A 14,206-nucleotide genomic window follows, 5' to 3' on the forward strand; every position below is an offset into this window, starting at 1 on the left:
TGGCGCACTCCTTACGGCAGTTGGCGTATATGTGTCAGTCCTGTGTCAGATTTGTGATCATCGCTGTCACCAGGAGGGCGCCGCCTTTGCTCTGCCCCTTGCTCCTGATCCGGTCGCGGCGCCTCTGCCCGGCCCCCTTTCCGCCCGTCCTGACCCGGCGCGCCTGGTCGAGCCGGAGCTGGGCCGAGCGGCCCCGCAGCGTCAGCGTCATCAGCTGGTTGCCGAACCAGGGGCCGCCCGTGCGCCGCCAGCCCAGCAGCGGCCGCCCGGTCCGCCCGTGCCGGGCGAGCCGTCGGCCGAGCCGCTGCCCCGTCGCGCTCCAGCCGAAGCGGAATCCCAGCTTGATGGAGGAGGGGATGCCGTTGTGCACCGGGGAGCAGGTCAGCTGGAACACCTTCGCGGTGTCCGGGCGCGCGTCGTCGGGCCACCGCGTCGGCTCCGCGACGTACGCGTGGTGCACGTCCCCCGACAGCACGCACACCGTCGCCGGTGCCGCCGGACCGCTGCCCGCCTCCGCTATCAGCCGCGCGAGCCGCTCGAAGGAGGCGGGGAAGGCCGCCCAGTGCTCCAGGTCCGAGCGCCTGCGCAGATCCTCCGCGAACCGCGCCCACCGCGAGCCCCTGACCCCCGACGCCAGCGCCGCGTTCCACCCCTCCGCGTCGTGGATGAGCGGCGGCAGCAGCCAGGGCAGCGAGGTGCCGATCAGGAGGTGGTCGTACGGACGCGAGTCGTCGAGGGCCTGGTCGGCGAGCCACCGCGCCTCGGCCTCGTCGAGCATCGCCCGCGCACCCTCCTCCAGCACGCGGGCCGCCCGGGTGTCCACCATCAGCAGCCGTACGGTCCCGAAGTCGCGGCGGTAGCTCCACCGCACGCACGCCGGGTCCTGGTCCGCCCTGGCGGCGAACGCGCGCAGCACGTCCGTGCCGTCCGGGGTCCCGCACACCTGGGCGTACAGCTCGTCGGCGGCCAGTTCGGCGGGGGAGAGGTTGCCCAGGTGCTGGTACACCCAGTACGACATCAGCCCGCTGAGGATGCGCTCGCGCCACCACGGGGTGGCCCGCATGTCGGCGACCCAGGACGCGCTGGTGTTCCAGTCGTCGATCACGTCGTGGTCGTCGAAGATCATGCACGTGGGGACCGTGGACAGCAGCCAGCGGACCTCCGGGTCGAGCCAGGACTCGTCGTAGAGGTGGGTGTACTCCTCGTAGTCCGCGACCTCCACGCCCGGCGGCTCGCGCAGGTCGCGGCGGGCGGCCAGCCAGCGGCGGGTGGCCTTGGATATCTCGTCCGCGTACACCTGGTCGCCCAGCAGCAGGAGGTAGTCCGGGCGCTCGGTGTGCGTGCCGTCCGGATGCTCGGCGAGCCGGGCGGCGAGGGTGTCCAGCGCGTCCGGGCCCGCCGGGTCCTTCTCGCCCTCGGCCGGGGCCGCCCACCGGCACGAGCCGAAGGTGATCCGGGCCGCGTCCGCCCCGGGCTGCGGGGTGTTGATGGTGCTCCGCGGGAAGCCGGAGTCCGGCAGCGGCCACACCCGGCTGCCGCCGAGCAGCACCTCGTACGGCGTCGACGTGCCGGGGCGCAGGCCCGTCACCGGGACCAGCGCGTAGTGGTGCCCCGCTATCTGGAAGGTCTCCGCGCTGCCTCCGCCGCCGCCCTCGCAGACCACCTCGGCGGTGCAGGGGCGGTCCGTCTCCACCCAGACGGTCGCGGAGTCACCGCGCTCCCAGTCGACGTACCTCAGCACCGGTCCCAGGCGCAGCCGGGTCATGTGTGTCCTCCTCCGTCGTCCCCCGTGCGGGGCCACGGCCCCGTACGGTACGGAACGACGGAGGGGAACGGGTAAGTTCCGCACGTCAATGTGCGGTTGACCGGGTTCTTCGGGGTCAGCAGTTCTTGAGCACGCCCTCCAGCGCCGACTTCTCCGCCTGGTCGACGGTCAGCTTCCAGTGGTGCTTCACGTGCACCCACATCTGCGCGTACGTGCACGTGTACCCGGCCAGGGACGGCAGCCACTCGGCCGGGTCCTTGTCGCCCTTGGCCTGGTTCACGTTGTCGGTGACCGCGATGAGCTGAGGCCGGGTGAGGTCGTTGGCGAACGCCTGCCGGTCGGCGGTCGTCCACGCCTTCGCGCCAGAACGCCACGCCTCGGCGAGCGGCACCATGTGGTCGATGTCCACGTCGGAGGCCGCCGTCCAGGTCGCCCCGTCGTACTCGGAGTACCAACTGCCCTTCACGGCGGCGCAACTGGCGTCCTGCTCGACGTTCTTGCCGTCCCGCTTCAGGACGACCTCGCGGGTGTTGCAGGCCCCGGACTGAGTGCTCCAGTGCGGGAACTTCTCCCGGCTGTAGCCGTCCGAGCTGCCCTCGGCGGCGACCGTGAGCGCGGCCAGGTACGTACGGGCGGTGGCCGCGTCGACCGGCGGGGGCGGGGAGGCGAGCGCGGCGGGGGCGGTGGTGAGCAGGCCGGTCGCGGCGAGGGCGGCGGCGCTCGCGGCAACGGCTGCGCGACGCGCGTAGAACTTCGCGGACGGGGCCGCGGTGTGGCGTGACATGGGAACTCCCGGGCTGTGGGGGGACGTTGAGCCACGCGTCCCGACAACTCCCGCGCGGCCCGGCCATCATGGCGACGCCGGGTTTCCGGGAGGCGTGCGCCAGGTAACAGGCTGACGGCATGGGCACGTCATATCAAGGAGTTCGGCGCTGTTCACGGAATCTGACGATCCGACACCGGCCGGACACCTCGCCGCACTTCGGCTGCTCCTGGTGTTCCAGGTCCTTAGGGTGGCCGGGTGAATCTCGCGCGGGATGCCCCGGCCCTGCTCCCCGTCAACGCCACCCTGGGCGCGGTGCTCGCCGTCCTCCTCGCCGTCGCGGTCACCGTCGTCGCCTGCGCCCGCCTGTCCGGCGACGGCACCCGCGCCCAGGGCCGGGCCACCGCCCTCGCCGGGGTGCGGGCCGCCGCGCAGCTCGCCGTGGTCGCGCTCGCGATCGGCTGGGTGGCCCGCTCCGGCTGGCTGCTGTGCGCGTTCCTGCTGCTGATGTACGGGGTGGCCACGCGCACGGCGGGGCGGCGGATCACCCCCAACGGCACCTGGTGGTGGGCGGCCCTGCCGATCGCCGCCGGAGTCGCGCCCGTGGTGCTGGCCCTGCTGCTCACCGGGCTCGTCCCGCCGAAGGGCATCGCGCTGATCCCGGTGACCGGCATCCTCATCGGCGGCGCGCTGACCACGACCGTGCTGGGCGGGCGGCGTGCGCTGGACGAGCTGACGGCCCGGCGCGGCGAGGTCGAGGCGGGGCTCGCCCTCGGGCTGCTGGAGCGGGAGGCGCGGATGGAGGTGGCCAGGTCCGCCGCATCGGACGCGTTGCTGCCGGGCCTCGACCAGACGCGGACGGTGGGTCTGGTCACGCTGCCGGGGGCGTTCGTGGGGATGCTGCTGGGCGGGGCGTCGCCGGTCATGGCGGGGGCGGTGCAGCTGTTCGTGCTGGTGGCGCTGCTCGCGGTGCAGGCGGTGGCGGTCGCGGGGGTGCTGGAGCTGGTGGCGCGGGGGCGGCTGCACCGGAGCTGACGGGAGTGGCTGTCCAAGGGCCGGGTGACCGGTGTGACGGGCCGGGGCTCGTCCCGTACTCTTGTACGAGCATGAAGGGGAGTAGCTCTTCGCCGGACCGTCGACATACTGCTGAGTTCGCTCAGCCGGCGCCCGGAGGCCCACGGATCACCCGTGTCGGCCAGCGAGACCTTCGGCCGCAGTGTTTGTTGTGTGTTGACGACGCTGCCGTGCCGAAGCGACCCCGCAAACAGGCAGGTCTCTCGGTACGGGCAGCCCGACCGATTGAGGAAAGCCCCTTCCCATGATCAGTTTCACCATCATGGCCATCACCTTCGGGACCGTGTTCCTGGCCGAACTCCCCGACAAGACGGCCCTCGCCGGGCTCATGCTCGGCACCCGTTACAAGGCCAGTTACGTCTTCGCGGGCGTCGCCGCCGCCTTCCTCGTCCACGTCTGCATCGCCATCGCGGCGGGCAGCGTGCTCACCCTCCTGCCGCAGTGGATCGTGCAGACGGTGGTGGGCGTGCTGTTCCTGGTAGGAGCGCTGGTGCTGCTGCTGAAGAAGGGGGACGACGACGAGGAGATCAAGCCTCCCGGGAACCAGTCCTTCTGGAAGGTCTCCGGGGCGGGCTTCATGCTCATCCTGGTCGCCGAGTTCGGCGACATCACGCAGATCATGACGGCGACGCTGGCCGCCCGCTACGACAACCCGGTCTCGGTCGGCATCGGTGCGGTGCTCGCGCTGTGGGCCGTCGCGGGGCTCGGCATCGTGGGTGGTCAGGCGCTGATGAAGCGGGTGCCGCTGCGGCTCATCACCAAGGTCGCGGCGTGCCTGATGCTGGCGCTGGCGGGGTTCAGTCTGTACGAGGCGATCGCGGGCTGAAGGTTGCGCGCGCGTACGTAGCGGGCTGAGGCTGCGCGCGCGTACGTAGCGGGCTGAGGCTTCGTGCGCGTACGTACGTGAGAGGGGCGGGCCGCATCAATGCGGCCCGCCCCTCTCACGTACGGCAGCGGTCTCTCAGACGGTGATGTGCAGCGAGGTCGAGCCGTCCGGGGCGGTCTCGACGCGGACCTGGGTCAGGTCGGCGACGACCGCCGTCGGGGCGTGCTCGGCCGCGCGCGGGCCGACGCCCAGCACGCGCATTCCGGCGGCCTTGCCCGCCTGGATGCCCGCGCCCGAGTCCTCGAACACGATGCAGTCGGCCGCGTCGAAGCCCAGTTCCGCCGCGCCCTTGAGGAAGCCCTCCGGGTCCGGCTTGCTCGCACCGACCAGTTCGGCGGTGACCCGGGTCGTCGGCATCGGCAGCGCGGCGGCCGTCATGCGGGCCTGCGCGAGCTTCTCGTCTGCGGAAGTGACCAGGGCGTGCGGCAGTTCCGCGATGGCGGCCATGAACGCGGGGGCGCCGCCGACCGGGACGACGCCGTCGGTGTCGGCGGTCTCCTTGGCCAGCATGACCTTGTTGTCGGCGTGGTTCTGCTCCATGGGGCGCTCCGGGAGGAGGACCGCCATGGTGGCGTAGCCCTGGCGGCCGTGCACGACCTTGAGTGCCTCGGCCGGATCCAGCCCGTGCTCCACGGCCCACTCGCGCCAGCAGCGCTCGACCACGGCGTCGGAGTTGACGAGGGTGCCGTCCATGTCCAGGAGGAGGGCCTTGAAGGGCAGGACGGTGGTGTGCGGCATGGCGGGACTCCAGGGGCGCTCGGGTGGGGGCGCGGATCTGCACTTCGTGGGTGCGGAAAAGCGGAACAAGTGGTTCCGCCCACCGGTCAGGGTGCATGGGCGGAACCACTTTGTTCTCCTACGGTACAAAACCGTGGAGGGTTCTGTCACCCCGGGGTCCCGTTCCGCCTCCGGCAGACTCAGGGCTCGTTCGTCCAGCCTTCGAGGGCCTCGCGGGTCTCCGGTCCGTACACGCCCTTCGGCTCGTCGTCGATGCCCATGTACGACTGGAAGCTCACGACGGATTCCGTCACGCGCGCCGTGTAGCGGCCGTCCCTCGGGCCGTTGTACAGCGCGACCTGGTGGAGGCGTTCCTGGAGTTCCGTCACGTCGGGGCCCGTCGATCCCTCGGCGAGGGTGCCCGGAGGGAGTTCGTCCTTCGGGGGGTCCGTGGGCTCGGGGGCCTTCGTGGTGGCGGGGGGCGGGGGCTGCGGCTTCTTGGTGGCGCTGGCCGTGGGCTTCTTGGGGGTGGTCGCGGAGCGGGAGGCACGGGTGGGGGTGGGGAGGGCGTCGCGGGTGCGGGTGGCGGACGCCGTCGCCGAGCGGGACGGGGCCGGGCTGGGCGTCTCCTCGGTCACCTGGGTGGGGGCGGTGGTGACGCGGGGGCCGGGGAGGGCGCGGGCGGGCTCGGGGGGCGAGTCGAAGGCGCCCAGGGCGAAGGTGGTCCCGGCGAGGACCGCGAGGGTCGCGGCGGCCGTGAGGAGGGCGAGGCCCTTGCGGCGGGGCTTTGCGGGGGGCTCGGCTTCCGGGCCGGGGGCGGTGGGCGGTATCGGGCGGAGCGGCATGGTCTGTTCGGCCGGAGCGAGGGGCCGCTGCGCGTGCGGCTCTCCGTCGGGTTGCTGGCTGCGGTCACTGCCGGGGGCGCTGCCCCCGGACCCCCGCTCCTCAAACGCCGGAGGGGCTGGATGGTGCGGCGGCGCTGAGTGGTGCGGCGAGCCGGGGGTGTGCGGCGAACCGGGAGTGTGCGGCGAACCGGGGGTGTGGGGCGAGCCCGGGGTGCGCGGCGAGCCTGGAGTGTGCGGCGTGCCGGAGGTCTGCTGCGAGGGGGGCTCGGTCGGGTCCGTCAGGTTGACGTACGGGCGGATGCGGAGGGGGTTGAAGTCTTCCGCGTCGGCTATCTGGGCCGAGCGTTCCGCCTGGTGGGCCTCGGAGGCGCGGCGGGCGCAGTCGCAGTGCGCGGTGCCCGGGCCGGGTCTGTTTTCGTCCGGTGCTGCCCGTTCCGTACCGCATTCAGGACATAGGTGTCCGTTTTCCATGGGGTCCCCTCCCTTGAGCTGCCAGAGATTATGCAGACCTCGACAGCCGGACCCAACGGCCAGGTCCCGCCCAGCAGGCCATATCCGTACGAAACGATCAGGATGGAGGTATGGCCCAGGAGAAGCAGCAGCCAGGTGAAGCTCCCGCCGTGCCCGGGGGCGGGGGACCCTCCCTGCCCGGTGCGGGTCTTTCGCAGCGGGCCGTGCTCGTGTCGATCGGCGCGCTGCTGCTCGGCATGCTGCTGGCCGCCCTCGACCAGACCATCGTGTCCACCGCGTTGCCGACCATCGTCAGCGACCTCGGCGGGATGGACCACCTGTCGTGGGTGGTGACGGCGTACATGCTGGCGGCGACCGCCGCGACGCCGCTGTGGGGCAAGCTGGGCGACCAGTACGGGCGCAAGAAGCTGTTCCAGACCGCCATCGTGATCTTCCTCGTCGGCTCGGCGCTGTGCGGCGTCGCGCAGAACATGCCGCAGCTGATCGCCTTCCGCGCCCTCCAGGGCCTGGGCGGCGGCGGCCTGATGGTGCTGGCCATGGCGATCGTCGGAGACATCGTCGCGCCGCGCGAGCGGGGCAAGTACCAGGGGCTCTTCGGAGCGGTCTTCGGTACGACGAGCGTGCTCGGGCCGCTGCTGGGCGGAGTGTTCACGGAGCATCTGAGCTGGCGGTGGGTCTTCTACGTCAACCTCCCCGTCGGCATCGTGGCGCTGCTCGTGATCTCCACCGCGCTGCACATCCCGGTCCGCTCCACCCGGCACCGCATCGACTACCTCGGCACCTTCCTGATCGCCTCCCTCGCGACCTGCCTCGTCCTGATCGCCTCCCTCGGCGGCACCACCTGGGCATGGGGATCGGTGCAGGTCATCGGGCTCGCGGTGCTGAGCGTGCTGCTGCTGACCGCCTTCGTCAGGGTGGAGCGCCGGGCGGCGGAACCGGTGCTTCCGCCGAGGCTGTTCACCGTACGGACCTTCGTCCTCAGCTCGATCATCAGCTTCGTCGTCGGCTTCGCGATGTTCGGGGCGATGACCTATCTGCCGACGTTCCTCCAGGTCGTGCGGGGCGTCTCGCCGACGATGTCGGGCGTGTACATGCTGCCGATGGTGCTCGGCATGCTGATCTCGACCACCGGGTCCGGGCAGATCGTCAGCAGGACCGGGCGGTGGAAGGTGTTCCCGGTGGTGGGGACGGCCGTCACGACCGTCGGTCTGGTGCTGCTGCACCAGCTCTCGCCCGGCAGCAGCACCTGGCAGATGAGCCTGTGCTTCTTCGTCTTCGGCGCGGGCCTCGGACTCGTCATGCAGGTGCTCGTCCTGATCGTGCAGAACGCCGTGCCGTACGAGGACCTGGGCGTCGCCACCTCCGGCGCCACCTTCTTCCGCTCGATCGGCGCGTCCTTCGGCGTCGCCCTCTTCGGCACGCTCTTCACCAGCCGCCTCGACGACAAGCTGACCTCCGCCCTCGCCGGGCAGCAGCTCCCGCCGGGGCTCGACGCGGCCCGGCTCGAATCCGACCCGCGCGCCATCTCCCAGCTGCCCGCCGCGCTGCGGCCCGAAGCGCTCGACGCGTACTCCTCCGCCATCACGGACGTGTTCCTGTACGCGGCACCGGTCGGGCTCGTCGCGTTCGTGCTGGCCTGGTTCCTCAAGGAGGACGGGCTGCGCGGGTCCGTCACCGCGCCCGAGGCTTCGCAGACCCTCGCCCCCAACCCCGTCGAGCGGTCCTCGCGGGACGAGGTGGCGCGGGCGCTCTCCGTGCTCGGCACCCGGGACGGGCGGCGGGCCGCGTACGAGCGGATCACCGAGCGCGCCGGGTACGACCACCTGCCGGTGGCGAGCTGGCTGCTGCTGCGGATGCGCAGGAACGGAATGGTCCAGCCCGCGATGCTCGCCGAGCGGGGCACCGTACCCCCGGACGTCGTGCGGGAGGGTGCCCGGCAGGTCGAGGTGCGCGGTCTCGCCCGGCGCGAGGGCCTGGCGCTCGTCCTCACCGAGTCGGGCACGGAGGCCGCCGACAGGCTGGCGGTGGCCCGCGAGGAGTCCCTCGCGGAGCTGCTCGGCGACTGGTGGGTGCCCGAGCGGCGCGACGAACTCAGCGCGCTGGTCGAGGAAGTCAGCGGCGACCTGTGCGGCTCGGACGACGAGCAGCCGACGGGCCTGGCGCTGGTGCGGAAGGAGGCGGGGCCCGTCGGGGGGTGAGCTCCCGCGGGCTCAGCTCTCGGGGTCGAGGCCCTCGGGGGCGAGGTCCTTGACGAACCAGTGCTCCGCGTACTGCTTCGCGTTGAGCGCCTCTACCTCCCGGTAGCCGTGCTTGGCGTAGAGGCCGCGCGCCTCCACCAGGTCGTTGCGGGTGTCGAGCTGGAGGCGCCGGACGCCGTAGGCGCGCGCCGTCTTCTCGACGGCCGCGAGCAGGAGCCCGCCCGCGCCGGTGCCGCGTGCCTCGGGACGTACGAACACCCTTGTCAGCTCGCCCACGTCGGGTTCGAGCAGCACCATTCCGGCGCACGCGGAGGGCGTGCCCCCGTACCGGCCCACGACGAAGGTGCCCGTCGGCGGGACCAGCAGTTCCGTGCCGTCGTCGGTCAGACCCTCGTCGATCTCGTGCTCCGTCGCGGGGCGGTCCCAGTACCGGCTGGCGACCTCGTCGTAGTAGTCGCGGCGCAGGGCGGTGGCGTCCGGGGTGCGGGGGTGTTCGGTGGTGATGATCCAGGTCATCGCACCTCTGTACCGGAGTCGTTGACCGTTTGGCCACCGGATTACGGGCTACCCGGTGGGCGAGAGGGCGGACGCGACGGGCCTCGGCGCGACGCGTCCCCCACAACGCTTCTGACGCTTCACGTACCGGAAAGGCAGAGCATGTCCACAGTCCTGATCATTGTGCTGATCGTGGTGGTCGTGATCGCCGTCGCGGCGGCCGTCGTCCTCCTCGGTCCCGGACGGGGCCGGGTGGGCCGAGGTGCCTCCCTGAAGAGCCGGTTCGGCCCCGAGTACGACCGGGTGGTGGCCCGTCACGAGGGCGACACGAAGGCCGCCGAACTGGAGCTCGGCGAGCGGGTGAAGCGGTACGGCGACTTCCGGCCGCGCGAGCTGAGCCGGGAACGGCACGAGAGTTACGTGGCCCTGTGGGCCGGAATCCAGGAGCAGTTCGTCGACTCCCCGCCGAAGGCGGTCGCCGAGGCCCACGGCCTGGTGTCCCGGGTCGCCGCCGAACGCGGCTACCCGGAGGGTGAGAAGGAGCAGATGGACGCCCTGTCCGTGCACCACGCCAAGCACCTGGACGGCTTCCGCCGGGTGGGCCGCGCCTCCCGGGGCGAGGGCGGCACGGAGGAGATGCGCGAGGCCCTGGTCGAGGCCCGGGAGCTGTTCGAGGCGCTGGTCACGGACCGCGCCGGCCGGACGGCGGGGCGCGACGGGCACGGGCGCGGCACACAGCGCGGCACGCACGGCAAGGACGAGCACGGTTCGCACCGGCCGGGACTGCTGGGCCGGTCCGCCAAGGCCAAGGGGAGTGGAGTCTGACATGACGTACGAATCCGGAAACGACCGGCCCGCGGGCGCACCGCAGGCCCGAGGCGAGGACACGGCCGCGCACGGTACGCCCGCCCCCTCCGCACGCGGCGTCGACGCCGAACCGGACGCGCTGCACGACCCGGTGCGGGCGGAGCGGCAGAAGCACTCGGCACGGGACTTCGGGGTGACGGGCGCGGGCGGCTCCCCGGACATCGGCCCGCTGCACCGGCCGCCGCAGCAGGAGGGACACCGGGCCGCCCAGCCGTCGGAGGGGCACCTACCTCCCCGGGCCCCGGACCAGGCCCCGGGGCGCACCCCGGACCAGACCCTCGGCCACACCCCGGGCCAGGCTCCCGCCCACCAGCCCGGCGCAGGGGCCCAGCTCCTTCCGCACGGTGAGCGGGACAAGCTGGGACTGCGCCTCCAGCAGGCGGTCAACCACTTCGTGGACGAGCCGCGTCGCGCGGTCGAGGAGGCCGACCACGTACTGGAGGAGACCGCCAGGCACCTCACGGAGACCCTCGCCGAGCACCGCCGTTCGCTGCGCGGAGCCTGGGAGTCGGCGGACCACCGCACGGAGACCGAGGAACTGCGGGTCGCCCTGCGCAAGTACCGCGAGGTGACCGAGCGCCTGCTCCAGATCTAACGCCTGCTCCAGATCTGGCGCTCGGTCCGGATCTGGCGCTCGGTCCAGATCTGATGCGTACGGTCCGTCAGGCGGTCTTCGGACCGGTCTGCTGGACCACCTCGAACGACCACACCGTGGAACCGGAGGCGGCGGGCTTGGGACGCTCGCCGCCTTCCGCGCTGCCCGCACCGCGCTGGTGCGCCTCCTTCATGGGGCCCTCCATCCACGCCTTGAAGGCGTCCTCGTCACGCCAGCGCACCTAGCGCTGATGTAGCTACAGCAAGGAGGCGGCGTGACAAGGGAAGAGTGGCTGATCAAGTGGGGTGCGGAGCTCCCGGAACGGGATGGAACGTGGATGGCCGAACTTGCGCGCATCTGCTCCAGCGGCTCCGAAGAGGACGAAGCCTGATGCCCAAGAAGCCCCGCCCAGCCCTCTCGGGGTACAAGACCCAGCACGTATGACGTGCGTGTGACATGGCCCTGCTGGGCCGTGGTGGAACAACGACAAGGCCCCCGACTTCTGTCGGGGGCCTGCCCTATGCCCTCAGAGGGCCTCAGCAGCCTCAGAGGCTGCCAGTCTTCAGGGCGTCGACGAAGACGCCCCAGCCAGCGTCAGAGACGTTGAGGGTTGGCCCTGCGGGGACCTTGCTGTCACGGATGGGGACCAGGCCCCCACGGATAGCTTCGGGAGCCCACTCCAGGCAGTTGCCGCCCTCAGGGCCGCTATAGCTGGACTTCACCCAAAGCGGGGCGGCGGGCTTCGCGTTCACAGTCTCTCCATCTGCTCTCTGATCAGATCGGCACTGTCCCCTGCGGAGAGTGCCTCACCAGCAATGCCAGCGTAAGCGGCAACAGCCTTGTGCACGTACCCCGGGTCTTCAATGATTCCGGCCGTACGATACGTCTCAACTGCAACCACTGTCGCGTGATTTGGGCCTGTAATGAGGCTGGTTGCGTACTCGATGAGTAGGTGCGGCGGGGCATCCAGCGGCAGGATCTGAACACGAGTGGTGGGGCGTCCCCCATGGTCCAAAAGCGCACTGAGCTGCTCCCGCATTACGTCAGGCGACCCAATGACGCGCCTGATGACGCTCTCGCAAAGGATCACAGACAGCTCGGGAGGCTCAACGCTCCTAAGCACGTCCTGCCGAGCCAGGCGACTTCCAACCTTGGCACTGATCTCCCGTTCGCTGGCGCGAGGATCACCAGCACGTAAGACGGCCAGGGCGTACCGTCCCGTCTGAACAAGGCCGGGAATGACAGTCGGAGACCACTCGCGTACCTCAATGGCCTTTTTCTCCAGGGCCATGCGACGTCGGTACAGCGCGGGAAAGCTGAGCGAGAGAGTCTCTTCGTGTAACCGCTTGTATTTTCCGTCAGTACCAAAGAACTTGTCCAGGCGCGACGGGAGTTCCTGAGGGATGGTTCCTGTGCCCTGTTCAAGGCGACTGATCGTTGCCCGGGACGTCCGAACTTCCTTGGCGACTACTGCTTGAGAGAGATCGAGATTCGTTCGATCAGAGACCAACTCACTTCCGAACCTTTCTCGTGGCGTCAACTGCGCCTCTTCGCCAGCTTGTTCAATCTCCATGAACGCCCCGATCAGATGCTTGAGCACTAGTGGCATAACGTGTCTTCTTGCTGGTCAGGAGCCTTGGCATATGCAGATCTGCACAAACCGCAGGTTGAGCACTGAACACCTAGCGAGCGTAGTCCTTGGTGGCCCAAAGTGGAGCTGTCAAGAGGAAATCCCCACATTCGTTGGCGGTGCAGGGTCTTGCGAGCGAGCATCAAACCTCAGTGCGACTACGCCACTTACGCCCCCAAGGGCACCAAGTGTGTTGCGTGCAACGCGTACTTCGGCGAGTACGACGTAGCCCGGAGGACCGATGAAACTGAGGGGCCGGTGTACCGGCATGCAACTGCGCAGTGCGGAGGGGATGAATGATCAGCCTGAAGAAGCCCCCCACCTTCGGCGACTGGTGGACTGCGTACGGAGGCAGACGGAGACCCGAGGGGGTCATCAGCATCCCTCAGGAGAACACCCCGCCTGAGTGCCGAGTGAAGGGGTGCCCCCATCGCCACCCGGAACGGCAGACATGAAAACGCTACTGGCGAAGGCCATCCCCGTTCTCATGATCCTGGGAGCCCTAGTAGTTGCAGTGACACGCAGGTGACTGAAGGAGAGAGATGAAGATTGGCGACGTGCTTGCACGAGAGGGCACGGAACTCCTGTGGCGAGCCACGGAGGGGGGACCCACCCTCATCCGAATCGAGAGCGAAACCGGCATTGAGGAGTGGGTGAACCCAAACCTCCCTGGCTTCGCCGTACTTGACCTCGATCCCGAGAATGCAGACCACACGCCCTACTTGCCCCCCGAAGGGGCGGAAGTGTCACTCATGGAGCGGACAGACGTTCGCGAGGGCGACTGGGTACAGATGGGCCCTCGTTGGGTGAAGATCCTTCGTGTCAACCGTGCTTCTCCACGAGCCGTTCCCTGGCTGACGATCAGGGGGCGGTCAGGCCACCCCCAGAGCTATCTCATGCAGCGTCCCATGCCCGGATGCCGCCCTGTGGCGGCCCATAGCGCCTAGAGGCGCTTCAAGACTTCCTGTCCCCCGCTGTGTGTTTCCGCCCCCCAGGGCAGGTACCCCACACTCCCCAAGCGCGGGGACAGGATGCAGATCCCCCGCCCTACTACTGAAGTTGATCGGCTTCAGTGCCCGGTAAGGGCGGGGCACCCCCGCCCCTCCGTTGGTCGAGTCCCCTGACTCCCAGCAGAGGGGCGGGGACTCCAACGGACAACACACCTAGTAGTGGGGGTAGTCCAGTGAGAAAGATCGGAGTCTTAGCGGCGGCTGTGGCCGCTGTAGTCTTGGTGACCGGCGTTGAGGGTGGCTGTGGTGCCAAGAACAACAACGGCGGTGGGGACTTGCCCCCTCCCAGGGTCGACGGAGCACCCAAGGGGCACGACTGCACGTTCTACACAACAGGCGTGTTCGTGGACCAACAGAAGTTGGTCGGTGAAGTGACTTCTACGTGCATCAAGTCGCCTCTAGTGCACAGAGTACGAGTCACTATGGATAAACGATCACCTTCCGGTACGTGGAAGGCTGTAGAAGAGAAGAACTTTGACAAGGCCCCTGGAGCCAACCGCCCCAAGAAAATGCGGTTGGAAGCCCCGTGCGTAGCTGGGGCATACCGCCTAAGGCACACGTCAGAGGTTCAGGGGCTCAAGGATGATGCTCCTCAGGTCATAAAGACAACTGACCAAAGGATCAAGGTCGTATCGAAGAAGGAATGCCTGTGATGAGGAGAAAGAAGAAGCCGGGGACCATCGTCCTGACTGGCGATGATCCCCGAGCACGGGAACCGGTATACGCCTACTCCGTAGGCGGAGCCCCCGAAGGGCGGCTGAGGCGGCTCCTGGGCCGCCTACGACGTAGCCGCTAGGCCCAAAGCGCCCCGACCCCTCAGGGGGGGGGGCTCCAAAATCCACCTACAGAAGGGGAGTTTCCGTGCGATTACTAGGTCGAACCCGAGAACT

Annotated in this window: 12 protein-coding genes and 1 pseudogene; 5 read left to right on the top strand and 8 right to left on the bottom strand. The window is 69.7% G+C overall.

Annotated elements, in window-relative coordinates:
- Positions 1 to 34: 34 nt before the first annotated feature.
- Positions 35 to 1,765: an alkaline phosphatase D family protein gene (locus OG897_RS08330; protein ID WP_266654348.1), complete on the bottom strand. Its 1,731-nt coding sequence runs from the start codon at positions 1,763 to 1,765 to the stop codon at positions 35 to 37.
- A 115-nt stretch (positions 1,766 to 1,880) separates the two neighbouring features.
- Positions 1,881 to 2,549, bottom strand: coding sequence for an HNH endonuclease family protein (locus tag OG897_RS08335; RefSeq protein ID WP_266654350.1), 669 nt, complete (start codon positions 2,547 to 2,549; stop codon positions 1,881 to 1,883).
- 237 nt (positions 2,550 to 2,786) lie between these two features.
- Between OG897_RS08335 and OG897_RS08340 the strand changes: the two genes are divergently transcribed.
- Positions 2,787 to 3,563 (top strand): ABC transporter permease, encoded by a 777-nt coding sequence (locus tag OG897_RS08340; protein WP_266654352.1) that lies wholly within the window; start codon positions 2,787 to 2,789, stop codon positions 3,561 to 3,563.
- A gap of 283 nt (positions 3,564 to 3,846) precedes the next feature.
- On the top strand, positions 3,847 to 4,428 hold the full coding sequence (locus tag OG897_RS08345) for a TMEM165/GDT1 family protein (RefSeq protein WP_266654354.1): 582 nt from the start codon (positions 3,847 to 3,849) through the stop codon (positions 4,426 to 4,428).
- A gap of 135 nt (positions 4,429 to 4,563) precedes the next feature.
- Here the strand turns inward: OG897_RS08345 and OG897_RS08350 are convergent, their stop codons facing one another.
- Together OG897_RS08350 and OG897_RS08355 are read right to left on the bottom strand one after the other, a co-directional pair.
- Positions 4,564 to 5,226 carry an HAD-IA family hydrolase gene (locus tag OG897_RS08350; protein WP_266654356.1) on the bottom strand — a complete coding sequence of 221 codons (663 nt, stop codon included), beginning with the start codon at positions 5,224 to 5,226 and terminating at the stop codon, positions 4,564 to 4,566.
- A 179-nt stretch (positions 5,227 to 5,405) separates the two neighbouring features.
- Positions 5,406 to 6,050, bottom strand: a complete 645-nt coding sequence (locus OG897_RS08355) for a peptidoglycan-binding protein (RefSeq protein WP_266654358.1) — start codon at positions 6,048 to 6,050, stop codon at positions 5,406 to 5,408.
- A 581-nt stretch (positions 6,051 to 6,631) separates the two neighbouring features.
- Between OG897_RS08355 and OG897_RS08360 the strand changes: the two genes are divergently transcribed.
- Positions 6,632 to 8,719 carry an MDR family MFS transporter gene (locus OG897_RS08360; protein ID WP_266654360.1) on the top strand — a complete coding sequence of 696 codons (2,088 nt, stop codon included), beginning with the start codon at positions 6,632 to 6,634 and terminating at the stop codon, positions 8,717 to 8,719.
- A gap of 12 nt (positions 8,720 to 8,731) precedes the next feature.
- On the opposite strand, the gene OG897_RS08365 is transcribed toward OG897_RS08360, so the two are convergent.
- The gene (locus tag OG897_RS08365) at positions 8,732 to 9,235 is read right to left on the bottom strand and encodes a GNAT family N-acetyltransferase (RefSeq protein ID WP_266654362.1); all 504 of its coding nucleotides are present in this window, start codon (positions 9,233 to 9,235) and stop codon (positions 8,732 to 8,734) included.
- A gap of 141 nt (positions 9,236 to 9,376) precedes the next feature.
- Between OG897_RS08365 and OG897_RS08370 the strand changes: the two genes are divergently transcribed.
- Positions 9,377 to 10,039 (top strand): hypothetical protein, encoded by a 663-nt coding sequence (locus OG897_RS08370; protein WP_266654364.1) that lies wholly within the window; start codon positions 9,377 to 9,379, stop codon positions 10,037 to 10,039.
- A 1-nt stretch (position 10,040) separates the two neighbouring features.
- On the top strand, positions 10,041 to 10,676 hold the full coding sequence (locus OG897_RS08375) for a hypothetical protein (protein ID WP_266654366.1): 636 nt from the start codon (positions 10,041 to 10,043) through the stop codon (positions 10,674 to 10,676).
- A 67-nt stretch (positions 10,677 to 10,743) separates the two neighbouring features.
- On the opposite strand, the pseudogene OG897_RS08380 reads toward OG897_RS08375, so the two are convergent.
- The 3 genes and pseudogenes from OG897_RS08380 to OG897_RS08390 all read right to left on the bottom strand — a co-directional run.
- A pseudogene (locus OG897_RS08380) lies at positions 10,744 to 10,914 on the bottom strand (antibiotic biosynthesis monooxygenase); the annotation flags it as partial.
- Positions 10,915 to 11,221: 307 nt separating this feature from the next.
- A complete protein-coding gene (locus tag OG897_RS08385) occupies positions 11,222 to 11,428 on the bottom strand; it encodes a DUF397 domain-containing protein (protein WP_266654368.1) in 207 nt (68 codons plus the stop codon).
- Positions 11,425 to 12,285 (bottom strand): helix-turn-helix transcriptional regulator, encoded by an 861-nt coding sequence (locus tag OG897_RS08390; protein WP_266654370.1) that lies wholly within the window; start codon positions 12,283 to 12,285, stop codon positions 11,425 to 11,427. Before OG897_RS08390 ends, OG897_RS08385 begins: the two co-directional genes overlap by 4 nt.
- Positions 12,286 to 14,206 lie beyond the last annotated feature (1,921 nt).

The organism is Streptomyces sp. NBC_00237 (genome assembly GCF_026342435.1).
Classification (GTDB): Bacteria; Actinomycetota; Actinomycetes; order Streptomycetales; family Streptomycetaceae; genus Streptomyces.

What these genes read in the sequence shown, in the direction of transcription:
- OG897_RS08330 (WP_266654348.1), bottom strand. Translation starts at nt 1,765, where the DNA reads ATGACCCGGCTGCGCCTGGGACCGGTGCTGAGGTACGTCGACTGGGAG.
- OG897_RS08390 (WP_266654370.1), bottom strand. Translation starts at nt 12,285, where the DNA reads ATGCCACTAGTGCTCAAGCATCTGATCGGGGCGTTCATGGAGATTGAA.
- OG897_RS08360 (WP_266654360.1), top strand. Translation starts at nt 6,632, where the DNA reads ATGGCCCAGGAGAAGCAGCAGCCAGGTGAAGCTCCCGCCGTGCCCGGG.
- OG897_RS08345 (WP_266654354.1), top strand. Translation starts at nt 3,847, where the DNA reads ATGATCAGTTTCACCATCATGGCCATCACCTTCGGGACCGTGTTCCTG.
- OG897_RS08370 (WP_266654364.1), top strand. Translation starts at nt 9,377, where the DNA reads ATGTCCACAGTCCTGATCATTGTGCTGATCGTGGTGGTCGTGATCGCC.
- OG897_RS08335 (WP_266654350.1), bottom strand. Translation starts at nt 2,549, where the DNA reads ATGTCACGCCACACCGCGGCCCCGTCCGCGAAGTTCTACGCGCGTCGC.
- OG897_RS08375 (WP_266654366.1), top strand. Translation starts at nt 10,041, where the DNA reads ATGACGTACGAATCCGGAAACGACCGGCCCGCGGGCGCACCGCAGGCC.
- OG897_RS08355 (WP_266654358.1), bottom strand. Translation starts at nt 6,050, where the DNA reads ATGCCGCTCCGCCCGATACCGCCCACCGCCCCCGGCCCGGAAGCCGAG.
- OG897_RS08350 (WP_266654356.1), bottom strand. Translation starts at nt 5,226, where the DNA reads ATGCCGCACACCACCGTCCTGCCCTTCAAGGCCCTCCTCCTGGACATG.
- OG897_RS08365 (WP_266654362.1), bottom strand. Translation starts at nt 9,235, where the DNA reads ATGACCTGGATCATCACCACCGAACACCCCCGCACCCCGGACGCCACC.